This window comes from Sphingomonas sp. Leaf20 (assembly GCF_001421535.1).
GTDB lineage: Bacteria > Pseudomonadota > Alphaproteobacteria > Sphingomonadales > Sphingomonadaceae > Sphingomonas.
The window spans coordinates 20,931-47,763 of record NZ_LMKN01000014.1 but is presented as its reverse complement, the minus strand read 5'-3'; the positions used below and the strand labels follow the sequence as shown (position 1 = coordinate 47,763).

General features: G+C 61.8%; 19 protein-coding genes. 9 read left to right on the top strand and 10 right to left on the bottom strand.

What is annotated here, in order from left to right; translation table 11 throughout:
* Position 1: 1 nt before the first annotated feature.
* A complete protein-coding gene (locus ASE72_RS19175) occupies positions 2–772 on the bottom strand; it encodes a polysaccharide biosynthesis/export family protein (RefSeq protein ID WP_235532464.1) in 771 nt (256 codons plus the stop codon).
* The gene (locus ASE72_RS19945) at positions 769–2,151 is read right to left on the bottom strand and encodes an O-antigen ligase family protein (protein WP_082446312.1); all 1,383 of its coding nucleotides are present in this window, start codon (positions 2,149–2,151) and stop codon (positions 769–771) included. Before ASE72_RS19945 ends, ASE72_RS19175 begins: the two co-directional genes overlap by 4 nt.
* A gap of 1,068 nt (positions 2,152–3,219) precedes the next feature.
* On the opposite strand from ASE72_RS19945, the gene ASE72_RS19165 reads away from it, so the two are divergent.
* The 3 genes from ASE72_RS19165 to ASE72_RS19155 all read left to right on the top strand — a co-directional run bounded on the left by ASE72_RS19165 (position 3,220) and on the right by ASE72_RS19155 (position 6,725).
* Complete coding sequence (locus ASE72_RS19165) at positions 3,220–3,882, top strand: site-specific integrase (protein ID WP_327196502.1); 663 nt, start codon at positions 3,220–3,222, stop codon at positions 3,880–3,882.
* Positions 3,883–4,404: 522 nt separating this feature from the next.
* Positions 4,405–5,286, top strand: coding sequence for a replication initiator protein A (locus ASE72_RS19160; protein ID WP_056025556.1), 882 nt, complete (start codon positions 4,405–4,407; stop codon positions 5,284–5,286).
* A 713-nt stretch (positions 5,287–5,999) separates the two neighbouring features.
* On the top strand, positions 6,000–6,725 hold the full coding sequence (locus ASE72_RS19155) for a helix-turn-helix domain-containing protein (protein ID WP_235532463.1): 726 nt from the start codon (positions 6,000–6,002) through the stop codon (positions 6,723–6,725).
* A gap of 343 nt (positions 6,726–7,068) precedes the next feature.
* On the opposite strand, the gene ASE72_RS19150 is transcribed toward ASE72_RS19155, so the two are convergent.
* Positions 7,069–7,383, bottom strand: a complete 315-nt coding sequence (locus ASE72_RS19150) for a ribbon-helix-helix domain-containing protein (RefSeq protein ID WP_056025550.1) — start codon at positions 7,381–7,383, stop codon at positions 7,069–7,071.
* Complete coding sequence (gene parA / locus ASE72_RS19145; protein ID WP_056025547.1) at positions 7,380–8,066, bottom strand: ParA family partition ATPase; 687 nt, start codon at positions 8,064–8,066, stop codon at positions 7,380–7,382. The genes ASE72_RS19150 and parA overlap by 4 nt, the downstream gene beginning before the upstream one ends.
* A 591-nt stretch (positions 8,067–8,657) precedes the next feature.
* On the opposite strand from parA, the gene ASE72_RS19140 reads away from it, so the two are divergent.
* The gene (locus ASE72_RS19140) at positions 8,658–9,251 is read left to right on the top strand and encodes a hypothetical protein (protein ID WP_235532462.1); all 594 of its coding nucleotides are present in this window, start codon (positions 8,658–8,660) and stop codon (positions 9,249–9,251) included.
* Positions 9,252–9,492: 241 nt separating this feature from the next.
* On the opposite strand, the gene ASE72_RS19135 is transcribed toward ASE72_RS19140, so the two are convergent.
* The gene (locus tag ASE72_RS19135) at positions 9,493–10,575 is read right to left on the bottom strand and encodes an HAD family hydrolase (RefSeq protein ID WP_056025544.1); all 1,083 of its coding nucleotides are present in this window, start codon (positions 10,573–10,575) and stop codon (positions 9,493–9,495) included.
* Positions 10,576–10,869: 294 nt separating this feature from the next.
* Here ASE72_RS19135 and ASE72_RS19130 point away from each other — a divergent pair, with 294 nt between their 5' ends.
* The 3 genes from ASE72_RS19130 (at position 10,870) to ASE72_RS19120 (ending at position 12,758) form a co-directional block, all read left to right on the top strand.
* Positions 10,870–11,241 (top strand): hypothetical protein, encoded by a 372-nt coding sequence (locus ASE72_RS19130; RefSeq protein ID WP_156350688.1) that lies wholly within the window; start codon positions 10,870–10,872, stop codon positions 11,239–11,241.
* Positions 11,242–11,768: 527 nt separating this feature from the next.
* A complete protein-coding gene (locus ASE72_RS19125; RefSeq protein ID WP_056025538.1) occupies positions 11,769–12,152 on the top strand; it encodes a hypothetical protein in 384 nt (127 codons plus the stop codon).
* Between the two features lie 141 nt (positions 12,153–12,293).
* Positions 12,294–12,758, top strand: a complete 465-nt coding sequence (locus ASE72_RS19120; protein ID WP_156350687.1) for a hypothetical protein — start codon at positions 12,294–12,296, stop codon at positions 12,756–12,758.
* 228 nt (positions 12,759–12,986) lie between these two features.
* On the opposite strand, the gene ASE72_RS19115 is transcribed toward ASE72_RS19120, so the two are convergent.
* The gene (locus ASE72_RS19115; protein ID WP_056025532.1) at positions 12,987–14,105 is read right to left on the bottom strand and encodes a Fic family protein; all 1,119 of its coding nucleotides are present in this window, start codon (positions 14,103–14,105) and stop codon (positions 12,987–12,989) included.
* Positions 14,106–14,216: 111 nt separating this feature from the next.
* The gene (locus ASE72_RS20985) at positions 14,217–14,369 is read right to left on the bottom strand and encodes a hypothetical protein (RefSeq protein ID WP_156350686.1); all 153 of its coding nucleotides are present in this window, start codon (positions 14,367–14,369) and stop codon (positions 14,217–14,219) included.
* A 148-nt stretch (positions 14,370–14,517) separates the two neighbouring features.
* Here ASE72_RS20985 and ASE72_RS19110 point away from each other — a divergent pair, with 148 nt between their 5' ends.
* Positions 14,518–15,114: a recombinase family protein gene (locus ASE72_RS19110; RefSeq protein ID WP_056025529.1), complete on the top strand. Its 597-nt coding sequence runs from the start codon at positions 14,518–14,520 to the stop codon at positions 15,112–15,114.
* A 72-nt stretch (positions 15,115–15,186) separates the two neighbouring features.
* On the opposite strand, the gene ASE72_RS19105 is transcribed toward ASE72_RS19110, so the two are convergent.
* A complete protein-coding gene (locus tag ASE72_RS19105) occupies positions 15,187–15,915 on the bottom strand; it encodes a 3-keto-5-aminohexanoate cleavage protein (RefSeq protein WP_056025577.1) in 729 nt (242 codons plus the stop codon).
* Between the two features lie 808 nt (positions 15,916–16,723).
* On the opposite strand from ASE72_RS19105, the gene ASE72_RS19095 reads away from it, so the two are divergent.
* Positions 16,724–17,617 (top strand): phosphatase PAP2 family protein, encoded by an 894-nt coding sequence (locus ASE72_RS19095; protein ID WP_056025523.1) that lies wholly within the window; start codon positions 16,724–16,726, stop codon positions 17,615–17,617.
* Here ASE72_RS19095 and ASE72_RS19940 read toward each other — a convergent pair.
* Together ASE72_RS19940 and ASE72_RS19090 are read right to left on the bottom strand one after the other, a co-directional pair.
* Positions 17,535–18,860, bottom strand: coding sequence for a glycosyltransferase (locus ASE72_RS19940; protein ID WP_082446309.1), 1,326 nt, complete (start codon positions 18,858–18,860; stop codon positions 17,535–17,537). The genes ASE72_RS19095 and ASE72_RS19940 overlap by 83 nt on opposite strands.
* Positions 18,861–19,445: 585 nt before the next feature.
* Entirely contained in the window at positions 19,446–26,324 is a 6,879-nt protein-coding gene (locus ASE72_RS19090) for an autotransporter outer membrane beta-barrel domain-containing protein (protein ID WP_156350685.1), read from the bottom strand.
* Positions 26,325–26,833 lie beyond the last annotated feature (509 nt).

Genomic DNA, 26,833 nt, shown 5'->3' with positions numbered 1-26,833 from the left:
TTTACTGCAGGACAGCAATTAGCGGCGCGGCAAGAAGCGGCGCGACTGAGACTATATCGCGGAACCGACGTCGTGCGGGTGAGTCACCGACGACAACGACGTCATTAGCGTAAATTGCAGGGTCGTCGTAGGCACCCCGGCGGATGGCATCGATGTCATAAAGCCCTGCCATGTGACGCCCATCAACGGTGCGTAGGATCACGACTTCGTTCTGCTTTGCAAATTCAGACAAGCCCTTGGCGGATGCGATCGCACGTAGGAGCGTCATCTGGTTCGTTACCGGATAGAGGCCGGGCTCTATAACTTGCCCTTCCATCGTCACCACTTGGCTTACCGAACTCCGGATGTTCACTGTAACGTCGGGGTTGCGAACGTAGTGGCCGCGCAACGCAGTCTCGATCGACTGCGCAAGCTCCTGGGCAGTTCGGCCGCTTGCGTCGATCGTGCCAATCAGCGGCATGGCAATTCGCCCGCCGGCGTCGACTTGGACCTCGCGGCTGAGATCGCGAATATTAAAAACATCGACCTGAATCGTGTCGAGCGGTCCGATCAAAGATGGCCTATCGCCCGCGGTCAAATCCTTGCGGCCGGGGGCGGGTAGGACCGTACTGTCCGGTACGACGGTGAGGCGATCGTTCGACACAAGTGGCGGTTGATGCGCGCAACCCGAGAGGGCGATGCCAGGAACGGCAAGTAGCCCCATAAGGGCAAAACAGATCGTTCGCATACGCGTGGAAGACACTTTACAAGACGGGATAGCCATATTGGTCATAGATGCCGCTCCGTCGGGGGTAAAGACCCTTTGCCGCTCGCGGAGGGGACCGTCCCTTCCAGCCAGATTGCTGCGATGGTCGCCAATGCCATTATTATAGGCGTGCGTGCGGGATAATCAGTAACGCTGGCAATCAGGATAAGTAGTAGCATTGCTGAGCCAAGCCGAGGCAGCAGATACGCCGCGTCTCCGCGCCATGCGAGCAAGCTCTTCCATCCCCACCAGCCGATAGCGACGAGGAGGAGTAGTAGCCCTGGCAGCCCCCCGTTGAGTATGATCTCCAGGAAATCATTGTGCGCGTGATTGAAATAGGTTGGCTTCAAAAGGGTGAATGGCTCATGCATTCGAAAGATGGGATCAAAACTTCCCATCCCTGTTCCAAACGGGAAATAGGTGCGGATCATCGCGAGCACGATGGGCAGGCCGCGACCCCGCATATCCTGTCCGGCATCTTGGTCGACAAGGCGATCGATCGATACCGCGCGATCCGCCGCGATGCTCGCGAGCACAAAGATCGCAAGCATCGCTATGAGACTGATGCTTACTGCTGGAAGAACCCATCGAGGATAGCGTTGGAATGCAGTTCTTAAGCTACGCCGCGACAACATTACTCCCAACGCGAGTGCCAATCCGCCAAGTACTAGACCTGCACGTGACCCGGTCGCTAGGATCGTGAGAACGAGCAATACGACGAAACCAAGGGCAGCCGGCGCGCGGTTCTTCGATCGCCCGCTGTAGCCGAACGCCCAAACGGGGGTGATCAGAAGGCCCAGAGCAAGGATCAACGCATAATGATTGCGATTTGCAATCAGTCCGTCGATCGCGCCCGGTGTACCGTTGACCAATGGGTTGGCGATCCGGGTCCCTGTGATCTGAATTAGCCCAATGACAAGTGACGAGGCGATCACCGCAAGAATTATGGCCGGAAGCCACCGCTTTTGATCTTCATGGATCCCTGTTGCGAGCAGAAGTACGGCGAATGGCACCACGAGCGAGAAGAGCGCGTTGAGGGTCGCGCCGGGAACGAGTGATAAAGGCCGCCAAAGGTCAGGTGGCGAGACGATTGGATCAGCGAAAGCTGCGCGACCAGGCAACGCGCGCCATAAATCGGGCGGCAGCGGCACCAGTTGCACGACGCATAAAATGATTGCAGCAAGGAGAAGCAGCGCGGTCCCTCGGGCTTCTTTGATACGTGGACGCCCCGTGAAGAGGATCGCGAGTATGATCGAGGCCCAGGCTGCCGCACGAGCAATGATCTGCCCCGAAACATTTTCACGCGAGGCACCCCCCGCGACCCAGAGGACGAAAAGGAATGCTGCCAGCAGCACGAATGAGGGGCTCGGGCGAAAGCGCGCAAGCCGATGACGTAAAAAAGCCATGCGCGCCCCTAAATCATCTCGCAGTCTGATGGAACTACCGCGTGACCTTAACGGGGGCCCCCAGGTTTAGTACGACCCTGTGGTATCATCGTCTGGCTCTATTTCTGACGGAGATAAGAAAGGTGACGACGCTTGCGCAGAGAACCGGTCGTCCGGTTGCGACGACTGCGGCAGCGTCGAGGCTGTGCCTATACGCGCATTGTCAGTGACCTGCGTTGCAAAGGCGGCGGTTGGATCGGCCACGCTGTCAGGCTGGTAGCGCTCGATACGAAGCCGGAGTCGGGTCTCGAGCCGGCTATTGATCCGGTTATTGTTTCGATTCTGGTTGAGCCCCGCGGGCTCCCCCTTGGCGTCCAGCCGCGCCCCGTAAGCCGTCGCGGTGTCGCGCGCGGTTCGGGTCTGCGCTACAGCCCCAGTAGCGAGGCAAAGCACGCCGGCTCCCGTTGCAATAGCGACAATGCGTTGGCTGTTTGTCATCTGCATCTATCCGTTTCGGAAGGTTCGCCGCAGCGACCCATTGTAAACGAGTCTAGGGCTTTGCAGCGTCCGCGTCACCGCGGAAACGGCACGCGGCGATGCGCTTGCTTCTCGTGCCGAATGTAACGAGCTGGCGAAACGTGAGCTGTTACGTCCGATAAATGTAATTCCCGGACATAAGAGTAGCGCGTCGGAATTGAGCGTGGCACACGCTTTTATATGGCCGCTTCCCATACTTTTGGACCGATCCCGTTCGATCCGGACCTCACGTCATCGCGAACCGCGCTCGTCGCCCTGCACTCGGATGAACCGATGTTGCCCGCGGTCCTGCATGAAAAGATCGAGCGTGCTGCCGCGTACGCCAAATCGGCCCGTGCCGGTGCGACGCGGCGCGCATATGATTCCGATTGGGCAATCTTCACCGCTTGGTGCACGCAGCACGGCTTGGCATCGCTGCCGGCAACGCCGGATATCGTTGCGGTCTTTGCCAGCGACCAGGCGACGGCGGGGCTCAACCCGTCAACGATCAACCGGCGGGTGGCGGCGATCGGGCATCATCACCGCGCTGGCGGGTATCCGGCACCGACCGCAATGCCGACCGCGGGGCGTCTGGCTGAAGTGCTCGCGGGCATTCGCACGGAACATGGCGGTGCCAAACGGCAGAAGCGTCCGGCAGACGCGGCCGCGTTGCGCAACATGCTGGCCGCGATCGACGGCGAAGGTTTGCGGGCGCTGCGCGATCGCGCGATCCTGGCGATCGGCATGGCCGCGGCGTTACGGCGTTCCGAAATCGTCGCACTGCAGGTCGAGCATATCCAAATCGTGCCCGAAGGGCTGAGGCTGACGGTTGCCCATTCGAAAACCGATCAGACCCGGCAAGGCATCGGCATCGCTATTCCCGAGGGCTCGCGCATTCGGCCCAAGGCGTTGCTTCTCGCGTGGGTGGCTGCGGCCGGACATGCTGAAGGACCGCTGTTTCGACGTCTCTCGCGTCGCGATGCGCTGACCCCTGCTGCGATGTCAGACCGTGCGATCGCGCGTCTGGTCCAGCATTATGCGGCGGCAGCAGGCTATGACCCGACGGAGTTCGCAGGGCATTCTTTACGCGCGGGGTTCCTCACGGAGGGCGCATCGCAAGGCGCGACGATCTTCAAACTTCAGGAAGTCAGCCGGCATAAATCGGTGCAGGTGCTCGCCGACTATGTGCGCAATGCGGATCTATTCAAGGATCATGCGGGCCAACGCTTCCTATAACCTACTCAATATACAGAATAAAACGCCGTAGGACGATCATCGGACTTCAACGCACAAACAGGCGTACTCGACACCCTTGGCACCTCGACACCTCGACACCTCGACACGTTGGAATGTTGGTGTGCTAGATTCCGTTTTTGACCAAAAACGTCTGCAGTAGACCGCAATATCGTTCATCGGTGGACACAGGTAGCGCCGACATTGTCGGCTCGAGCGATCACAACTGGCAGGCGGCCTGGAGGCTGACGGGGTTTTCCGTGTAATAGCACGAAGTCTCCTGTTCCGGTCGTACGGCACATGCCACAGCCTAGCGTTTTCCTCGTGAAAGCACGCAACGCCACACGGAATTCTGAGCTATTGCACAGAAACTGCTGTGCTTTTTCGAGGGCTGGCGGTCCGAACGCGTCTGCCCGGAGAATAGCCCAGCTAATGTTCGTGCTATCACACGGAAAACCCCCTTTCCGTTGGACAAGCATGAGGCACCGACACAGGTTGATCGCTGATAAAGGCGAGTTTGGGATCATGAGCGACGTTTCGGTTTTTCAGGGTGACCTGTTTTCAGTGCATAGCCCGCTGTACGGCGACGTGCAGGGCGAGCGGACCGTGGCTGAATTTCCGTTTTTCGCCCTGTCGAAAAAGGCTCATATGACGCCGATGGTCTTTGAATCGGGCGAAGCTCGGATCGAGATCAATCCGAGCAAGACCGGCGTCGCGACGATCTACGACAAGGAAATCCTGCTCTATATCGCCAGTCTGATGGCGGAGCGGGCGGAAAATGGCGAAAAAGCCGACCGGATCATGACGTTTACCGCCAATGATCTTTTCCGCGTTACCGGTACGAACTCGTCGGCACGGTCCTATACGTCGCTCAAGGCCTCATTGAACAGGCTGCAAGGTACACAGATTGTCACCAATATTGAAACCGGTGGCGAAGGGTCGGACAGCTCCTTCTCTTGGCTGCTCAAGGCTGACATCAAGTACATCAAGACATCGACAGGCGAGCGCCGGGTAAAATGGGTCGAAGTCATGGTGTGCGATTGGCTGTATCGTGCGATCCTGACGGATCAGCGGATCGCCGCATATCATCACGACTTCTTCAAGCTTGGTCCGATCGAACGGCGTCTGTACGAACTGGCCAAGTTCAACTGCAAGGACGACGGGTTCACACTCGATATTGGCGAGCTCGCGGCGCGCGTAGGCTGCGCTTCGGACCGACGTGGCCTTGAATATTTTAAGAAGCAGCTTCGCGACGTATCCGAACAGGATAGTCTACCCGAATATACTCTCGACGTGGTCGAAACGAAAATTCCGTCGGGACGCGGTGGTCGGCCGCGGTTGCACACGACGATCGGCTTTCGACCCAAAAGAGAGCCCGAAATCCTTGAAGACGGCACGGACGCGTAATCCGTCTGCAGGCAGGCACGAGGTTTTCCGTGTAATAGCACGAACGCAAACTCGATGCTCGTCGACCTACCCGGCCAAGCTATCGGACCTCGGCGAGAGTTTTCCGTGTAATAGCACGAACATTTCCCAGGTTTTCCGTGTGAAAGCACGAACCTTGGCGCTTTGCCCTGCCCCCATAAACCGCAAGGATGACTGAACGGCAGTTATCGTTCGTCGAATCCGGTTTGTTGCGGATCCGATGAGCGAGGATGTGGCCGTAACGATCATCGGCAAGGGAGGACAAGTGCCGGCGTTTCTGAGCCGCATCGCGCGCAGCGTCTACGCTGGCGCAGGATGCATACGCCGCTCAGATCGGCACCCTGCCCTATCTTGCCCATGGCATTGGTGACGAAGGAATGGCTGTGAGCGGATAAAAGGAAACCCGGCACAAAGGCCGGGCATCCCAAAAGCACATACTAGGTTCGTGCCGGCAAGCACAAACGATCGCTTCAACAACGATCCCTAAATATGCGCTTTTCAGATTGAATTCAAGGATGCGCGTTTCGTGCCACGGCTGACTTTTGCCTGTTTCCGCCACCCTCAAAAGGGAACGGACGATGGGGACTATAACGATAGGCGATGCCGCGCTTAAGGCGTTCGGCCGGCTGACGCACGAGCGGTCGCCTGGGCGGTCCGGGGGGCGATCGGGTGCGCCGCACCGGACGGGCGCGCCTGTGCTGCGCGACAGCCTGGAGGCGGGCAGCTTCGAGGAGGCGTTCTGGACGGTGCCGGCCAAGGGTGAAACCGACCGTTTGCTGCATGTCGCGCGTAAGACCCTTGATGCTGCGCGACGTTTGCGCCGTGATGCGCGATCGGGGGAACGGACGTTGACGGCCGTCGAGCGGGGCATTGCCAAACTGACCGGCAGCGCCGTCCGGGTCTTTGAGGAAATCCTGACACTGGCGCGGTTGAATCGCGGCCGCGTCTATCCTTCCTACGATTATCTTGCCGAGGCGACGGGGCTTGGTCGTGCAACGGTCGGCCGCGCGCTCGTGATCCTCGAAGCGATCGGTTTTCTGGTGCGTCAGCGACGTTTTAACCGCGTGAAGAGTGAAGGGCCCGGACCGCGCTACGTTCAGACATCAAACGCCTATCGGCCTTTGTTGCCTGGCAGCGTCCGATCCTACCTGCCCCGCTGGATGCGTCCTGCACCGCTGCCGGATGACGTCGTTCAGCATCGCATGGATCATGAGCTGGAAACCGCGGCGATGCTGGATACGCTGTCGTGCCGTGAGCTTGCGCAGATAACCGTGGATGGTCCTTTGGGTAAAATCCTTGCCAAGCTGGGCGCTGCGATCGATCGCACAGAGCGTGAAACTCAAAACGATCCAGAACCGCTTATGAATTCTATAGATACAGGTGACAAAGGTGTTGCCCTAGCCGGGCAACGCTCTGTCTAACGACAAACACAGCGACGGTACCTGACGATCACTACCGAATAACACGCGGAAAACCCTGAACGCGCCGACTTTGTCGGCGCGAATGCTCCCTAAGGGATCATGCGGATTATGCATCTGAACCCTCAGGCCGCACCGGTGGCTGAACCGTCGTGATATTTGCAGGATGATCGAGCGATCAACGCATTTTCGAGCGTTGATTGGTGAGCCCGAACAGTAGTCGGGTCGGGAAAAAAGGCTGTCTTATGGCAACCCCCGAATGTGGCTGCGTGTGATTTTCGCGCAATAAGCGCCCATCCCACACCAGCTTGCCGACCGAAATCAAGGTGACGAGAGCGGCCTTCCATCAATCCCCGATAGGGCTTTCCCCGTGCTTGCGTAACACGTCGTTAAAGGCCTCCGCCATCAGCGACTGGAGGCTCCTGCCCTGCCGTCGCGCCAGCGTATGCATGGCGAACGACATTTCGGGTGTGAAGAACCCGGCGATCTGCTTGCGGCCTTGGCGGCTGGCGGGACCCGATGCCCCACCCTGCCCCGCCAGCGCTGGGGTCGACGGCTGATTTGTCGTTTGTCCGGCAACCTGTTGTGTCGATTGGAGTGCCACGACCGGCTCGGGCGCAGTGCGATCACGCAGATTTGCAAAAGACGGCTTGCGGCTCATGCTAGTGTTTTTCCCTTCTTCATCATGGCCTTGGAGCCAGACTTCTTCGCTGCGTGTGTCGACAGGTTGAGCTGTCGACACGTCCACTCGTAGATCTGTCGAACATCGTCCGCCGCTTTGCCGTCGGGCTCGAATTCCATGACGGTGCGCCCTTCCGCACTGGCGTGGCGAAAGGCGGCACGGTCGGGGATCTGGATCGGGCAGGCCGGCGTACCGAAGCCCTCGACCAGTTCGCCGGCTTCCTGGTACATGCGCGGCGCATTGGGCGAGCCGGCCGTGAACACGACGAAGGCAGGCTTGCGGAGCAACTGCACGAGCTTCGCCGTCGTCTGGATTGCCGACAGATCGAAAGCGCTGGGACGACACGGGATCAGGACCAGGTCGGCGATCTCGACGGCAGCACGCGCGGCACTGTCGGCATGGGGCGGCGTATCGATGACGATGAACTCCGCCCCCTGCCCTATTGCCTGCTCGATCTTGGCAGCAAGCCGCGGCGGTGGGCTGTCGATGACTTCCGGGGGCGCATCCTGGCGCCAGCTGGCCCATTGGCTGGCCGTCGCTTGGGGATCGGTGTCGATGACGAGCGCGACACGCCCTGCGTCATGAGCGGCAGCGGCGAGATGGAGCGCCAGCGTCGTCTTGCCGGCCCCCCCCTTCTGGCTGATGATTGCGATAGTCGGCATGTCGGCTCTCCTACATGTCTACATGGCGACAGTGCAACACCGCTGACGAGGACGATCGCTTTCGTCCTGCTGTATGTCGAGACTTACACACGTGGACGATCATACATGTCGACATTCTAGATATAGCCCGACGGACACGATGGTGTTCTCTACATCCGATCGTTCGGGAGCCGCATATGGTGTTGTGCAGATGCCGATCGCACCCAGTGCGGCAGCCAGGCAAATACGCACCGGACAGGGTGGTGGCATTAGACGATGGGTTGTGGCGCGGTTCGCGGCTTTACCTGAAACATCTGCCCGAGCCGACCGAGTGGCCGTCCGCGTGCGCTTTGCGTTGGGCGGTTCGAAGATGGCTGGCCCAAAGATCGCCCATGTCGACATGTTGGCCGGCGGTACGTGAGTGGCGATACGACACGCGGTTTGGAGGTTTCGACAGCATGGCCTCAAGCCCGATGTCCTCGACAAATCGTGTCATCGACACCTCGACATTCCCACGAGACAGCGTCCCGGAGTGAAACCAGATCAGCGCGTCGACGAACTCACATGTAAACACGTCGACATGACGACATGTCGTAGATTTCGCTTTTGTTCGTGTCCGCACTGACTCATATAGTCGTGATGCCGATCCGCCCCGAGAACCGCTGGCTTTACCCGATCGATTGGCAGCAGCTGTCGGATACGATCCGTTTCGATCGTGCCGGTGCGCGCTGCGAGCGATGTGCGCGGCCGCATCTGCGCTTCGTCGCGCATCTTGGCGACGGGCGATGGTGGGATGCCGATACCGGCTATTGGCGTTCGGACCGTGGTCGACGGATCGCGGTTCGCGAACGGTTGGACATGCTTAGCGTCCGTACGACCTATGTCGTGCTCGCCTGCGCGCATCTCGATCATGATCCGGGCCACAACCTGCCGGGCAATCTCTCCGCATTATGCCAGCGCTGCCATATGCTCCACGATGCGGCCGAACACCGCTGGCAGCGATGGTGGAACGTCTTTCGCCTGTGCGCACTGCGTGACCTGTACGAAGATCCTCAGCTCACACGAGAGCGCCTCGCGCATCGTCTTTCGCGGGCCGGGGCAGGGGGGAAGCCGCCAAGGTTCGCGATTGCCGGATACGTCACTCCCCGTGACCGGACGCAGAGGCAATCTACACTGTACGGTGGGGCAGGTTCGTCCGACGCCTGAACTTAAACGGAGGATAGGCCCAGCGACGGATACGGGTAGTGTGCTAACCAACCCGCCGATGAGAGCCTGATCGATCGTCGTCGATCAGGCGCCCGCAGCACACCGGCCAAGGTCGACGCAACCGCTGGCCTCTTCGCCAGCAAAGGAGTCATGAGAGCGTATGTTTTCGAACATCCTCTTACCAGCCTCCTGGGTTGGGCGAAATGTTTGAACGTCATCAACGGTCGGTACCGCGCGGTCATCACGCATGCTTGCGTGCCGCGATAGTCGCAATCGCGTTCCGCATAAGGGCAGCACGGCTGGTCTCAGGCTGATCTCGCGTGTCGTAATGATCGTCCAGCGCTCGCGTCGCAGCTGGCTTTTCCGTGTCCGGGGCCTTCGTAAGGGTCTGCCGCAACTGTGCCGCCTGAAGCGCCCACCGCTGGGCATGAAGGTAGTCAAGATTTGCATCGATGCCGCTGCGGACAAGTTCCAGCTCCGTCATCTGCCCCGCTCTCCGACGATCGGGATAGGCTTCACCCAGTTCGCGAACGGCGATAAATCGGCGGGCAGGGGACGCACGGCCCTCGCGATCGACCCACCGCGCACGCGATCCGGCCTGGACGGCGCCGACGATATCGTCGCGCCAGGTATCGCCCACCATCAGCAGTTCACTGGCCTCGCAGCCGAGCTTGGCCGTCAGGCCGGCGTAGAACGGCCTGTCAGGCTTGACCGCGCCTGCATCGAAGGAGAAGTGCCAGACATCCACCAGATTGCCCAGGAGGGCCTTCAATGGAGCCGCATAGGGCAGGGCTAGGTTGGAGGCGACGGCGATCCTCACACCCTGCTCCCGGACCCGCCGCAACGCATCCAGCGTGTCGGGGTACAGCGCGATCGTCGCCAGTTCTTCCTCCAGCATCGCCAGCTCGGCGTCCGGGTGCGGCAACCCCAGTGCAGCGGCATAGTCCGCGAGGCCGATCGGCTGGACCATCGGCCAGGGCAGGGCCTCCGCCCGGTCACGGGCCTGCCGGATCAGCCGCTCGAATGGATGCCGCTTGCGACCGATATGGACCAGCGTACCAAACGCATCGAATGCGACTGCACGGGTGACCGGCGGTGGAGCATAGAGGTGATCGGCAGCGGCAAGCAGGCGGGCGTACAGCTCATCGCTGACGTTGCCGGCGCGGATCATGGCATCGGCGACCACCGCCGCGTCCGGGTCGGTCGGTTCGCGGAAGATCATGACCGCCTCGTTTCCCCGATCGCGGCCGGCGAGGTCAGCCAGGACGGCAGTGTAGGCGGTTTGCTCGGCCAGTGTACGGAAACTCGGAAGGGGATCGCTCATGGCAGGATCGTCCTGGCTCGATGGGGGAATGATCGTCAAAACGCCCGTCTCTGCTGCAGCTGCTTGTCCGAAGCGTCCCCTTCTGCGACCATAGACCTGCGGTTCGGTCAATCCCGGCCGTGGGGCGTAGGAACCCCGATGATCACAAGTCCGGTCGAGAGCTTCTCGGCCGGGTGGCTGTCACGCATGTCCAAGGCTTGCCCAAAGGTGGCAGCGCCTTGTGCTTGTGCAGGGTTCCTAACACCCGGCTTTGCGCGCCGGGCCTGCCTCCATTCTAGGTGAGGAGGCATCGCGGTGAGCGATCTGAAACAGAAAATGCGGGAATTGCTGGGCGGGCTGGATGAATGCCGGCAGCCTGGATCAGGTCTTGGCGAGCTTGAGAATTTGCTGTGTCTTAGGATGACAGAGATCACGCTGAACAGGCCAATTGGCATGAGCTGTTCCAAGGATGTTTATGCCGAATGGATGGCCGAGGAGGCTGAGCAGTTCGTGTCATTGGCGAGAATGTTGATGCTGGAAATGCGTGACGGGTTTTCAGGCCATCAGCGATTGCTGTTGGGGGGAATCATTTACGACCTAAACCAGAATCTTGAGAGATTTATCAACGATACTCTTTTGATAATGGGTGACAGGCAGGAGATACGCCGGCGTCTCGAAGCCAACTAGAGCGATCACGCCTGAGTGCCGTAAGCCGGATCAACATTTGGCGTCCGTCTGGCGTCCGTCTGGCGTCCATCTGGCGTCCGATGTACGTCAGTGCTCCTAATTTGCACCCTTCCTGCACTCTATCCGCACCCTAATTGCCCCCTATTTGCACTCCAATCCTTTCTGGAGAGCGTCTTTTGCGCAAGAATGCATCATAATTGCATTATATTTGCACTATAAACGCATCACACTTGCATCATTGGGCAAGCTTGCCTGCTGAGCTGCACTCATCAGGGTAGTTTGGACCCCCTTAAGCTCGGCCAGCCCGTTTCGGACCTGTCAGGGCTTCATTTTCGATCCTTAAATCCGTGATTTCGGGTCGTACACCATACGCACCTTTCGGTGCCGGTAAGTCATTGATAAATAACGCCAGTTGCCCAAAGTTTGCGTTTAGGTGGGACCCTACGCGGACCCTATTATGGTGCAACTAACTATAATCATTGTAGTTTATCATGTAAAATTGGGTCCACCCTGTGGTTGGAGGCAATATGGCGCTGTCAGATTCCATCAAGGTCCGGTTGAGGGAGGGGCAGGCGCTTGTTTTTGCCGCCCAAGCCGAACAACGGGGGGTCGGTATCGCGGCCTTCATACGTGACCGCCTTGATCAGATCGATCGGGTCGAGGAAGAGCTGGCAAGTATCCGTGCGGCCATGATCGATATGGGCGAAACGCTGGACGAACTCCGCGATCGGCTCGCTGATACCGGTAATAGCGCAAGCGCCCAAGTGCAGCCGGAGCTGGCAATACCGAACGCCGCTCAGATCGAAACGCTGATGCTGTTGCGGGCAATTGCATCGCCTGAAAAAATGCGAATGATCCGAGCCGAACTTGACCGCCAGGGAATAGAACCGTGGCGCGGAAAAGTGCGATAACGCCGGCGATTAGTGGACGGTCACAAGGCGTATAAGCCGGTTATGGTAACGCAGAAACGCAGATTGAAAGGGAGCGGCCAAATGTATTTCGATCGGAAGCGCCATATCTCGCCGGGCCGGCTAATCGGAATGGGTATAGGCATGATCGCCCTGGCTGGACTTTCGGCTCAGGCAGATGCCGCTGTTACGACCTTGTTGGCCCAGCCTAACCCTACCCAGTCCGCCGCTGTCGATAAGGCGCTCGGTTCCGCACCGGCATCGTTGAAGACCGACGTGACGGCCGCTCTGTCGACGCTGCGCCCGTATATCGTCACGCTGATGTGCGTGCAGGACGACATGGCGACACGGGGCCTGGTCGAAAAATTCGTCGGATCGCGAGGGACTGTCATGTTCAATGGATGGTCGGGTGCCATGTCGCCGGCAAAGCGGATGCGACATCACGATATGGTCGGATGCCTTACCGTCACCCGTATCCAGAACTGGCGGCGGATCGCTGCGAACGAGTTCGCCTTCGACATCCTGTTTACCGCCAACGACAGCGGCGAGAGCTACCTGTGGCAGAACAAGGTCCACAAGGAGCCCGACGGGACGTGGCTGATCGCCTGAGCAGCTAACGGCTTTCCTAGTCCAGGGCGGTCTAGCATCCAAGGCGAATGTACCGCTGGGGCCACCCCCGTGTCACGCTTGATGACCTGATCGGGTTTGCCTGGTCGGCGCCCATGCGGGAACTGGCCGCGCAAGTGGGCCTATCTGACGTGACCGGACTTGGCGTCGCGTGCACGCAAACAATTTACGCGACGCCAGCCTGCTTGAGCGTGAGCAAGGGCCACTCCATCACGCCGCCCCATCCACAAACAACGCAACCAGACGCTGGTTGATATAATAGTTGTTCCGCCCAATCCGGTGCTTGGTCAGCAAGCCGCCCTCCGCCAGTTCGTCGAGATATTTGGTCGCGGTCGGGCGCGACACGGTCAGTTCGGTCTGCACGTAATCGATCCGTGTATAAGGGTGGCGGAACAGGTTGTTGAGCAGGTCCTGCGAATAGATCCGGGCGTGGTCGGCGCGCAGGCGCTGCTTGAAATCGGCCATCAGGCCGTGGATCGCCTCGATCAGGCGCAGTGTCTCCTGCGCGGTCTCGGCGACGCCGCGTAGCATGTAGAGCAGCCACGGTTCCCAGTGGCCGGTATCGCGCACCGATTGCAGCAGCCGGTAATAGTCCGCCTTGCGGCTGGTGATGAACCGGCTGAGATACAGGATCGGGATGTCGAGCAGTCCGGTCCGCGTCAGGTACAGCACGTTAATGATCCGCCCGAGCCTGCCGTTGCCGTCGGGGAAGGGGTGGATGCTTTCGAACTGGTGATGGATGATTGCCATCTTGACCAGCGGGTCGAGATCGCTGTGCCCGCGCCCCCCGATCCCGTCCGCCCCAATGGCATCGTCGTTGATGAAGATCTCCAGCGCGTTCATGTGCGCGACGATCGCATTGGCGTCCTGCGGCGGGATATAGACCATCGCGCCGGTCTGGTCGTTCTTGAGCGCAGTGCCCGGCGTCGCGCGAAACCCGCTGTCGGTGCGCTTGAGCATCTGGAACATGGTGATGATCATGGTGTTGGTCAGCAGCCCGTCGAGGCGGTGCTGTTCGCTGAAGCCATGGCGCAGCGCGTCGGCATACAGCGCGACTTCCTTTGCCGCCGGGGACGATGGGTTTTCGGGAAAGGCGCGCGCCTGGAACAGCTCGTCCTGCGTGGTGACGATGTTCTCGATCTCGGAGCTCGCCTTGGCTTCCTGCATCGCGAGCGTATCGATCAGGATGCCCTGGTTGGGGATCGACGCGGCGCGGCCCTTCAGCTCGGCGAGGTGCCGGTGCGCCTGCGCGAGCGCGCGGAGCACCGCGGGCGTTTCCTCCAGCCCCGGCGGGGGCAGGGCGGGGATGGCGTAGCTGGGCGTCAGCATGGGGCGAGGACGTCGATCAACATTCTGCCGAAGAGTTTGCACATGGCGTGTGACGTGTAAAGAAAACTGCGTTTTCTTGACACGTCGCGCGAACGTGGAAAAAGGCGGGCGTCATTCCGCCGGAACGATGACGTCGGCGAGCCGGTGGCGGATCACCTCGGCCACCCTTGTCAGTGGCACGCCATCAACCAGATGTGGTCGCAACACGGCCAAGCGCTTTGCGACCTCGGCGCTTCCAATTTCCAGACCCCGATCATCCGCCATGGTGATCTACCCCGTCCGATAGAGGATCGTTCAGCGGACGGTCGCTGCCTGACCTGTCGAGGCACGGGAAACCGCCAAAAGCCGAGTCTCACATAGATGGTACTATATCTTTTGCGTTGAGGGACCCCTTTACGTTACAGGTTCTGTCATGACGCACACATTGATCGGTTACGCCCGCTGCTCCACTGACAAGCAGGACCTTGCCGCCCAGCAGGACGCGCTGGTCAGGCTCGGCGTCGCGGCCGATCGGATATACACCGACAAGGGGTTCACCGGCACAAACCGCAGCCGCCCCGGTCTGGATCAGGCGCTGGCGGCGGTACGAAGCGGCGACACGCTCGTGGTGCCAAAGCTCGACCGTCTCGCGCGATCGGTGCCGGATGCGAGGGCCATCGGCGATGACCTCGCCGTGCGGGGCATCAAGCTTCAGCTCGGAGCCAGCGTCCACGATCCGTCCGACCCGATGGGAAAGCTGTTCTTCAACATCCTCGCGACATTTGCCGAGTTCGAGGCCGACCTGATACGGATGCGGACGCGCGAAGGTATGGCCGTCGCGCGCTCGAAGGGGAAGCTGCGCGGCAAGAAGCCCAAGCTATCGGATCGTCAGCAGAAGGAACTGCGCCGCATGTATGACACCGACGATTATTCGATCAGCGATCTTGCGGAGGTGTTCTCGATATCACGGCCAACTGTGTACCGGACGCTTGGACGCCAACCTTCCGCACCTGTGGCAAAGGCGGCGTGATTCTGCCACGACGATCCCGCTGAATCTTCGTTTTTGGGAAGGCATGCACACTTCCGCTTGGGACGCCGTTCGTTAGACGCAGGTCACTAACCCGTCGATCAGCGCGCGGGCGGCGATGACAAGGTGAGCGTTGTCTAGTGCTGGCTGCCCGTCCGGCATAACCACCACATCCTCCATGCCGGTCCTGATACCATGTCCGCGCTCCAGCGCCCGCCTGTTCACCGCCCAGCACGACCCATCAAAGCCATGATGTACTTGTGGGAGCGTGACCCCCGCGTCAGCGAGGATCGCTTCCATCTCCGCTGCATCCCGCAAGGCAATTTCCGAATCAGGATCGAGGGGCTCGATCAGAACGCGACGGCACCGATCGGGCAAGGACGAAGCCACGAACCGACGTGCATCATCCGGGCACAGCAATCCGGCCTCGATCTCTACGCCGCGTCCGAGAAGCCATTCGGCCAGTTCGACAATGCCCGCCTCGCCCTGATTGGCCGTTACGAGATCGGGAAGGACGGCCCACTCTTTTACGATCGCCAGACGCTGCGACGGATCAGAGACGATGCTGGCCGACGTCGTGAGCGATACAGGGATACCGGGGCACCGCGCGCGGATCGCTGCCACAACCGCGTCGCATTCGACCGCGTTCAAAGTTTCCCGTCCGGCCCCGTCATAGGCATGAACATGGACGGACTGCGCCCCCGCCCTCACTGCTGCTTCGGCATCGGCCGCAATGGCGCCGGGGGTCTGGGGAACGGCGTCATGCCGACGATCACCGTTCAGTGCTGCTTGTAGAAAGGTCATCTTCACCTCCGCACCTCGCTGTCGTTGTAACCAACGCTTACCCTGCCCCGGCAGAGTTGGAAAAGCCTGTTGTAGGCTATGTTGGTTCAGTCCCGACGTGTCCCGATACACCATCGTTTTCGAGACGTTATGCGCCGCTGTGACTTGCCATTTATCGCTGACAGACCCTGCCAAATAGCTCTGATATCTACAGGGTGAGTGCTTGGCGCGCTGTCGCGAAACTTAGCACTTTGGCGACAGTCGGGTGGTGGGCTTTGGGGGCCTGCCCTCGCAGGTCATTGGTGGTACGATGATCGCATGCTGAAAATACGGATGAAGCGGGATGCAGAGCAGAATGCTGCCGCAATGAAGCGTCTCACTCAGATCGAGACATCAATCATAGAGCTCCCAAACGAGGACCTGCTCGATCTCGCTGACATTTTTAGGAAAAAATCCGAGACGGCTATCGCGCACTATGCTTTCGCCGAGATGGCCCGACGCAAAATTAGCCTTTAAGCCACCTTCCCAATGCGGACAGTATGACGGCTTTCGCCTAATTCCAGACATTCAGCCCGTTTTACACGCTTCTCAACGTCGTCCATCCGTTCATCTGGCTCGATGGCAACTGACGTGACAATGAGGGAAGGGGCCACAAGCCGTTATACCGGGTTGGTTCTCGGTCATTCAGGAATGCACAGCATTTCCGCAGCGGTAGCGGATCGCAACGTCGATGGTACCGCATGCGTACAATCTGCGTTCGACCGCAATGACTGCGCCGACTTTACCCGCTGACCGTCGAGACATACCGTCATGGGGGCTGATTGCGGCGATGATGCTGAGCTTCATCGCTGCAGAATATCCCCATGCATTTTCAATTGATCGGGTTCGGGCGGTGCCTGCTGTCTTGGCGTTAGTCGCACTCAGCGTGGCTATCATCATCGGCCGGCGCACCGCGCGACCTCGCCTCGCTGCTGGCGCAACCGCCTTCCTCCAAATGACGCTCTTTACGTTACTGGGCGTTGTTTTGGCCTATGCGCTGGCCGCGAAGTCGGGACTGCTGTGGGACGACCGTCTGGCAGCGGCAGACCGCATGATCGGGTTCAACTGGCCAGTGATACTGGCTCTCCTCGACAAATTTCCGACCGCGATCTGGGTGCTAGGATTGGCCTATCACAGTCTAACGGTTCAGATGATTGTCGTGATCGTGGCGCTGAGCAGCCTGTCAAAGTTCGACGTGCTCAGGACTACCGTGTGCGCAGCGATCCTTTCCGGGTTCGTCACGATCCTGATCTCGGGGCTGACGCCCGCAATGGGCAACCTGTTTGATCCTTCACACTACCAGCATCTTTGGCCGTCTGTGGCATGGCTCGAGCAAGGATTGATCACTGGCCTTCGCGATGGATCGCACAAGGTGCTGGATCTCACGATGCTTATGGGAATAGTCAGCTTCCCGAGCTTCCATGCAACGCTCGCTGCGATCTTCATCTGGTCGTTCCGAGCCATACCCCGGCTGACGGTCCCAGGCGCGGCATGGGCGGTACTTACCATTCTTGCGACGCCAATTTTCGGTGGCCATTATGGGGCGGACGTCATCATGGGCCTGATCCTGGCGCCACCTGCGATCATCTTTGCCCAGCGCCTCACGCGGCGCAGGCCGTCTCCTCGTCCGCTGACCTCCGCCTTGTCGGCATTAGGTCCTCTTGATCGCCAAGGGCGGCATTAACCAGCGCCGCTGCTTCGGTCACGCCTCCGCCGGCGGCAATATCCGCGGCGAACTGGCGTGCGACCCGGCGATAAGTCGGGATGGTCAACAGGCGTCGCAACGCCGGTTCAAGGCCGCCCCGGCGTGCGTCCGCCGGAGATACAGTGCAAGCGGCGCCGATCCGCACAAGACGTGCGGCCGTCGCTGGTTGTTCAAACGCCAGTGGCACGGCCACGATCGGGATTCCGGCAGCCAAAGCGTCCAACACGGTGTTAAAGCCGCCGTGCAGTATCGCGGCCGAGCATTGGTGAAGGATCTGGGTCTGCGGCAGGAACGCCCGGACCAGCGGATCACCGGGAAGCGAGGCGGCTTCGCTGTCGCTCAGCCCGCCGCCATGCGCTACCACCGCACGAGCACCAACAGCGGCGCATGCGCTCGTCATCGCTGCAAACAGCGCTCGCCGCGCACCCTGCAAGGATCCGAGCGAACAGAATATCAACGGCCGCCCGTCCTCCACCGGGAGGGTTTCTGCCAGTTCGCCAAGCCGCCATGGTGAACCATATCGGAAACTTGCTGGAAGTGCGGCGCGGGGGAAGTCGAGGCTTGCTGGACATTGGGCGATCTGCAGGCGTTCCGACCACTGATATTTCGGGTCTGGATCAAGACCCCAACGACGGGCGTAGGTCGAGACGGTACCGGTGATCGGTCTCATAAGTAGATCGCTTACCGCGTAACCGCCCTTGTTCCGGTTGATACCGACCGCATCCGGACGATACGCCCACCCAAGAAACGGCGGTGGGACCATTTCCTCCCTGAGGAGGGGCAACCCGGTAACTGCGGTGATAAACGGCAAACGGAGATGCCGAGCCGCCAGCGCGCCAGCCGGTTCCACGGAGTCCGCAATTACCGCGTCGATGCCAAGCCTCGTCAAAGCTGATGGCAAGGTCTCGAGAAGCAGGCGGGTCATTGTGGCAGTGCTGCGGATCATCCTGGGGAGTCCGATAAACCCTGAAGGGTTTGCCAACGTGCACATATGTTTCGCCAGCGAACCTTCGTGGTCCGCGGGATGGTCGATCGCGGCGAAGTGCACTGCCGAACTGGTTACAAGCGATGCCGCCTCAGCCATGTGAACCACGGTGATCCGGGATCCGGTCGATGCGAGGGCGGCACCCAGAGCTACCAAAGGGTTGATATGCCCGGCGGTTGGCGGTGCAATGATCGCGATATGTCGCCTTCCGAAGGTCACGTTCGTATAGCTTTCCATCGCCACCAGGTAATCACCGGCTCCTATCAGCAATCGCGTCTGGCGATAGTTCCATCACCTTGCCCGATGATAGCGTGGGTCGTGTCCGACCGACTGTCCGGTTGGTGGGCGCCAGCGCGTTCGCGCACAGTCCGATTTCCTCTCCAACCCGGTCTTTTGGCAAGTCATTCTACCCGGACTCGGACGAACCCTGATTGACGAAAAGGCGCTTTACCTCGTCCCGGTCCATTCTTGCTCGCCCGCCGGATATTGTGACGGCGATGGTGCGAAAGAACCGAAGCCAGCGCTTCCGCCCCTCAACCTCCCGCACCGCATTGCCCAGAAACAAAGCGGCAGCTTCTGGGTCAGCGATCACGCAGTGTTGAGATGAGAACGGTCGGGGAGCTAGGCGGGCGACGTCTGACCTGTGGCGATTTTGGTAGGCCGAACGTGATGTGGCGAGATCGTTGCGTTGTAATGGGCGGTGAACACCGAGCCTCCGTGCAAGCTACGATACTTGGCAAGGCATCCGGTTTTTACCTAGCTCCCCAAAAGTCATCATAAATGGCTACATGTCGACACATCGACATGTAGCCATCCTATGTTTCAGAACCGCAGCCGTACGCCCGTAGCGATGCTCTCGCGGTGGTCGTCCTGGCCGGTCTGCGCTTCGACCGTCGAGAACAGTTCGACGCCGCTCGGCAGGCGGTATGCGACGCCGGCCGATGCGGTGCCGGTCACCTGTGCGCGCGGTGCGCCCAGCGCGGTCAGCGTCAGCGGTGCACCGGCATAGCCTGCGACCGCATCGGCGCGCTTGCCTTCGATCCGGGTGCGGGCGCCGAACCCGACATAGGGACGGAACGCGGCGTCTGACGCCTCGCTGCGCGCGAATGTCACGCCGGCATCGGCAAAGCCGGTGACATGGCGATCGCGCGCCACAGTCAGTGCGAACGGTCCGCCGGCCTCGCCCACCCGGTCTCGGGTGGTGCGCAGATAGGTCACGCCGACCTTGGGGGTCAGCGTCCAGTCGTCCGCCATCGCCAGTGCATAGCCGAGCGACACGTCGCTCGCCCAGCTGTGCAGGCCGTAGCGCCCGGTTGCGCTGCTCGCCCCCGGTAGCGCGCGCGTGGTGCGCGCATCGCCGCCATCATACAGGATCGACGCGCCGATCCGGATATTGCCTGCCGTGTAGCGGCCATGAACGCCTGCGACGACACCATCGGTGCTGGTCGCAGCGCCAAGGGCAGTGATCCGCTGGCGGCTGTCGAGATAGCCTGCAAACGCGCCGACCGACCAGTCACGGTTGCCGATGCCGATCCCGCCGAGGAAGCCGTAGCCGCTGCTGCGGGCCTTGGCGGTGCCCGCGTCGCGATCGGCACCGAGCGTGTGCCACTGCGCGATCCCTTGCGCGAAGGTGAAGAGGCCGACATCCTCGCGGTCGGTGGTCGCAAAGCCGGGTCCGCGTGCGACGTCGGTCAGGCTCAGCGTCTGGTCGACGCCCATCTGCGTCGCCGATGCATAGGCTTCGGGCGTCAATTGCGCGAACGCCTGGCTGTTCGACGTGCCGCTCGCGGTCAGAAGTGCGGGCAGGGCGGCGAACAGCGTACTGGTCGCCGGCTGCACCTGGATCGCGGCATTGGCATAGTCGATGCTGCGCGTGACCTGCGGGTTAAACGCGGGATCGCCCAGGAACTGGCCGAGCAGCTGGATCCGGTCGGCACGCTGCACGACGAAGCCGAACAGCGACGCCGACTTGTCGATCGTCGTATAGCTGCCGTTGATCCCGCCGCTTGCGACGATCAGGTCGTAGGACGTACCCGGCCGTACCGCACCGTCCGCGACAATGCGGAGCGTCGACCCCGACGCGATCGAAAGCCCACCGTTGATCACGAGCTTGTCGGCTACGGTCGGCGTGATCTCGAACAGCGACACCGATCCGCTCGCAAGCGAGACGTTGCCCGTCACGCTCATCGTGCCCGGCGACGCCCCGGGGCTGAGCGTGCCAGCGACGGCGATGTTGCCGATCACCGACCCGGCCGACCCGAAGGTCGCGCCTGAGCGTACCGCGATCTGCGCCGCGCGGATCGTCGATCCCGCCAGGCCGACAAGTCGACCACCCGACATGTCGACACTGCTCAGCGATGCATTGCCGGCGATCGTCGCATAGCCTGCGGTCATGCCGAACGTCTCGACATTCGCGATCGACCCGAATGCGACCGGTGCCGCGGCGCTGCCGCCCGATACCAGGATGGTGTCGCTGCCAGCCCCGCCATCGACGGACCCTGCAAACCTGCCTGCGATCGTGAAGCGGTTATCGGCTGCCCCGAACACGACAGGCGCCGTGAGCGACGCCCCCGCGCCAATCGTCAGGTTGGTGGCAGCATTGACGCGCTCATAGGTCTGAGCACCCGTCAGCGTCAGCGTGCCACTACCTTCGCCGTTCAGGATCTCGAAGTCGCGCAGCATGTCCGCGCCGAGCGTGCGGTCGCCCGCCAGCTCGAGCGTCGCGGTGTCGGTCCCGGCTCCACCCGAGACGGTGCCAAGCAGCGTACCGCCTGCCGTCAGGCGGAAGCCGTCATTGCCCGCACCGAGATCGATCATCCCGGCGAGCGTGCCGCCCGCCGCGACGACGACGTTCTGCGCATCGTCGCCGAAGGTCAGCGCGGTGCCGGCGGTGCCGAGCGTTCCCGTCACGGTCAGCGCGCCGCCTGCAAGCGCGATGCGCTCGAAGCCCGTTGCCGTGCCGGCCAGCGTGACCGGTGCGTTTGCGGTGAAGCGCAGCAGGTCGGCGCCCGTACCGCCCATATAGAGGCCGGTCGCGCGCGTCGTGCCGAGCGCCAGCTCGTCGTTGCCGGCGCCGAGCGAGACCATCGCGACATCGCCGTCCACCGACAGCATTTCGGCCGCGTCCGAGCCCGTCACGGTGCCGACGACGAAGCCACCCAGCGCGAGGTTGAGGCCGGTGCCCGCAAGCGCGATCGACTGGAAATTCTGGTCGAGCGTCAGGCCCAGCGTGCCGCTGCCCTCGACGCTCAGACGCTCGAAGTTGCTGCGCTGGCCGATGCCGCTGCGGTTGCCGGCGAGCATGACGGTGTACAGATCGTCGCCGGCGCCGCCATCGACATCGCCTGCCACGCTGCTTCCAGCGCCCTCAACGAAGCGGTCGTTGCCGGCACCCAGCAACACGGCGCCCTGGATCGTGCCGGTGTTGACGACGCGGTCGTCGCCAGCGGCCAGGTCGACGCTGCCGGCGATCGTACCCGCATTGGTTACGGTTTCGTTACCCGCCCCGCCGGTGATCGTCACTGCGCCGGTGCTGGCGAGGACCTGACCGGTCGCGACCGTCACATCACCGCCCGACACGCCGATCGTGTCGAAGCGGAAAGTCCCCGAATAGGCGACATTGCCGCTGCCGACCTGCGTGAAGCGCTCGAAATTGACGAACTGGTCGCCATTGACGGCGCCACCCACGGTCGCATCGACGATCAGGCCGTCATTGCCCTCGCCGGCGTCGACGGTGCCGACCAGCACCGCATCCGCGCGCTGGAGGAAGCTGTCGTCGCCCGCGCCGAGCAGGACATTGCCCTCGATCCGGCCGCGGTTCTCGATGCTGTCGTTGCCGTCGCCGAGATCGACCGACCCGAAGATCGCGCCGGTATTGACGATACGGTCGTCGGCGCGGCCCGAGCTCTGGATCGCACCCGCCAGGCTGGTGCCGGCAAGCGGGTCGCCGTTCGCCAGCACGCTGCCGGTGCCGCCCCGGATCGTGCCGCTGTTGGTCAGGTCGAGCGCGGTGCCGGATACCAGCAGTGCGACCGCGGACGTGCCGGTCGCCTGGATCGTCCCGCTGTTGGCGATCGTCCCGGTTACATTGGTCCCGGTATTGACCAGCAGGCCGACCGCCGGACTGGTGTAGGTGTAGGTCGTACCGTCCCAATCCTGATAGGTCTGTGTCAGGCCGTTGCCGGTCGCCTCGATCGTCCCGCTATTGGCGATCGCGTAGGTCGAGCTGACGGTCGAGCCAAACCTGTCCTGTATGTACAGCTCCGCAGCAACGCCGCCTTCTCCGCTGGCGGTGACGGTACCGCCATTGGTCAGCGAGACCGCGCTTGCGCCGCTCGAATAGTAATCGCTGCCGGTCGAGATCACTAGCGCGGTGCCAGTGGTGGACGTGATCCTACCGCTATTGGCGACCGCGATTGCGGCCGGAGCCGTCTGGTCGAGGCGCGTGGTGGCCGATATCGCAAGTCCGCCGGTGATCGTCCCGCTGTTGCTGGCGGTGAGAGCGTCGATGCCATAGGCATCGAGGCTTGCGGCGAAATAGTCGGTGGACGAGGCGATCGCCCCGCTGTTGTCGAAGGACAACGTTCCCGACGAAACGCCTTGGTACACGGCGTTCGACAGAAGCGATTCCGCGCCGATCGTACCACTGTTGGTGAAGGCGTAGATCGTGCCGTTCACGCCGCCCGAGATCGTCCCCCGGTTGACGAACGCGGCCAGCCCGTTGGTCTGGGCCAATCCGGCCGTGTTGAAGAACGGAAGATAGGTCTGTGCGGCGCCATCGATGGTCGCCTCGTTGACGATCGTGCCGTCGCCCCGAAGGTACAGGTCGCCTGCAACACGGCTCGTCGCGGTCAACGTCACGCGCGTGTCGGTGCCGAGCGCCTCGACGTAATCGGCTTCGAAATTGATCGCCGTCCGCTGGTCGAGCGCGATGCTGTCGCTGGTTTTGCGCGACCAGCCGAAGATGTCGAAGCCCTCGCCGCCATCGATAATCCCGCTCACCCCGGTCGTCGTGCCGGTCTGGAGGAACATGTCGGTGCTCGACCCGAAGGTCACGTTCCCGGCGACCGTGCCGCCATCCGCGACGTAGAGGGCACTCCCATAGGAATAGGGCGACGTCGCCGCGACATCGCCGATGATCGAGCCGCGGTTGACGATCGTCCCGCCGTTCGAGAGGTCGATCGCGGTCAGCCCGCTGATCGTCCCGGTCGTTTCGTTGGTCAGTACGCTGCCATAGCCCAGCGTGACGGCGGTCGCCCTGCGGCTCTCGATCGTGCCGCTGTTGGTGATCTGCAGGGGGGTATAATAATAATAGCTGCCCTGCACGGCGGTACCATCGACCCGGATCGTACCGCTGTTGGCCAGCGTGGTGAAGCCCGTCACCCCTATTGCGCCGGCACCGGTGCCGGAAACATCCGTGATCGTGCCCGAATTGACGATGTCGCGCGCACCAATGATCGCCGTGCCGCCCCCGGTCAGGGTGATCGTGCCGCTATTGGTGACCGTGTTCCCGCCGCTGATCGCGACTGCCGGATAATAGAGGCCGGCCGCATTGGCGACGGTGATCGTGCCGCTATTGGTGACGTCGGCGGTCCCTGCGGCGATCGCCGCCAGCGTCGAATAGAAATTGTTCTGCGTGGTCGTGGTCAGCGCCAGCGTGCCGGCGTTGGTGATCGTCAGCGCCTGTGCCGGCCCCGCGGTGCCCATGGTCAGCTGGTCGACCGTCCGGATCCCGGTATCGACCAGCGTGCGATCGGTCGCCGAGATCGTCCCGTTCAGCGTCACCGACCCGTTGCCGGTCAGCCCGATCGTGGTGGCAAACGGCGTCGCGGCGGTCAGCGTCAGCGCCGCGGCGTTGGTCAGTTCATAGGCGAGACCCTCGAACCCGTTGGTCAGCGCCAGCGCCGCGCTGGCATCGGCATTGACCCGGTAGCGCAGCGTATCATAGCCGGCGCCCGCATCGACCCCGCCGATCGCCCCTGCGAGCGGTCGCGTGCCCGTGCTTGCCAGGTCGACGACGAGCATATCGTCACCGCCACCCAGCCGGATCGCGCCGCTCACCGTGCCACCCGCATCGACGAACACATCGTTGCTGGAATCGAAGCTGAAGGGCGAAACCAGGTTCACGGTACCGGCGATCTGGCCGGCGTTGACGATCGCAACAGGCGATCCGGTGCCGCTCACCGCCGCGGTACCGCCCGTGATCGTGCCGGATGCGGCGTTGATCAGCGTGCTGCCATATCCCAGCGAAACGCCCGTGGTTCCGCCCGTTATGGTGCCCGTGTTGACCAGTCGCCCGCTCGACAGCGATAGACCGGTGGTCGCGCCGATGATCGTCCCGTCGTTGGTCGATCCGCTGAAACCCCCGCCGGAAATCGTCGCGCCGGTACCCCCGGTCGAGCGGATCGTCCCGCTATTGGCCAGCGTGCCATAGACGACCGCAGCGCCGGTCCCCGTCGCGGTGATGGTGCCGCTGTTGGTCAGCATCGTATAGGCCTGCACGCCCGAGCCGCCATTGGCGGTAATCGTGCCCGAGTTGGTCACCGTCGATGGCGTGCCCACGGCAAACAGGCCGGTGCTACCGAGCGATGCGGTGATCGACCCCCGGTTGGTGAAGTCGAGACCGTAGGACGAGAATGCAGCGACCACGGCCTGCCCGTTGGTCACGAGCGCGGCCTGATTGACGAGCGCGCCGGTGCCACTGACCGATACGCCGGTGCCGGACGTAAAGCCCGCGGCCAGCGTCGCCACCGCATTGTTGCTTAGGTCGAAGCCGAGCAGCTCGAAATTGGTCGGCAGCACCGCGCGGGTGAACACCGCATCGGCATCGACGCCGATCGCCAGCGTATCACTCCCCGCTCCGCCGTCGATCGTTCCGGTGACCGAAGCGATCCGGCCCGTCGCGGCATCATAGCGCGCGCGGACCGTGTCGTTGCCCGCGCCCAGCAGCAGATCGCCGTTGATCACGCCCCCGCGCGTGTCGATCGTGCTGTTCAGTCCCGACCCGGCGGTCGAGACGACCGACCCGTTGATCGTGCCTGCATTGGTCAGCGACAGCGCACCGCTGGTGCGGATCGCGGTCGTGCTGCCCCCGATCACCGCGTCTGTCGCGTTGCTGACGTAGAGATAGCTGCCGGTACCGCTCAGCGTCGCGGCCGAGCCGCTCGACACGATCCGGCCCGTGTTGACGACGTTCATCCCCGAGAGGGTCGAGGCGAGGGCAGCATTGCCGCCTCCGTCGATCGTCCCGGCGTTGGTGACGTAGGAGATCACGCCGGCGATACCGCCGATCGTCCCGGTCGCGCGGTTGGTGACCGAGAGCGAGCCAAAGCCGATCTGGTCCGTGACCACGGCGGGCCCCGCGGTGCCGGTGATCGTGCCGGCATTGTCGATCGAAGCGGAGATATAGCCATTGGTGTTGCTGGCATCGCGCCGGATCAGGATCCCTTGCGCGCCCGTCATCGTACCGCCCGCCGCGACCGTCACCGTCGCGCTGGCCGACGGATAGCTGGTCTGGGTGGAACCGGGGACGCAATAGCCGACGGAGGCCCCTGAATATGGATCGCACGGTACTGTGGTGGGGGCAGCGGTAGTGATGAACAGCCCGGCCTTGCCCGTCCCGCCATCAATCAGGCCATTGACCTGGAAAGATGCATTATTAGCCCGACTGATGATCGCAGCAGTACCACTGCCGGGGCGCACGGTCGCTCCGCTTGCAATGACGATGCGACTATTGTCGGTTGCAACCGAGAGCCCATCGGCATCAGTACCTGTGCAGGTCGTTGTGCCATTGTTGACCGTGGGATCCGGCGCGCATTGCGCAAATGCCGGGCCCGCTACGAAAAACGTCGCCACGATTGCGCTCGTCTGCAACGCGCACATGCGCACACGCCGCTTCCGCGACGTCATTTCCCCGACCTTCATGCATTCCCCCATATCCTGTCGACGAATGCTAGCTTCGCGCGCCACCCGTGTCCATGGGGTGATCTGTGCCGAAAATGCTCAAAACCTTTAAAGGCTTCGCAATCGGCAATTCAGATCTTCGCGTTACACGTGGGGCACAGTTATCGGCCTCACAGGCGACCACGATATCCTGGGAGGGTTAATAGTGATCATCAAAGATCTTCGTGTTCGTGAATCGCCCAGTCCGGCCCTTCTATAGGGCGCGGCAGTCGTCGCGAATTTCGAACAGCGACGAACCTATCGAGAGT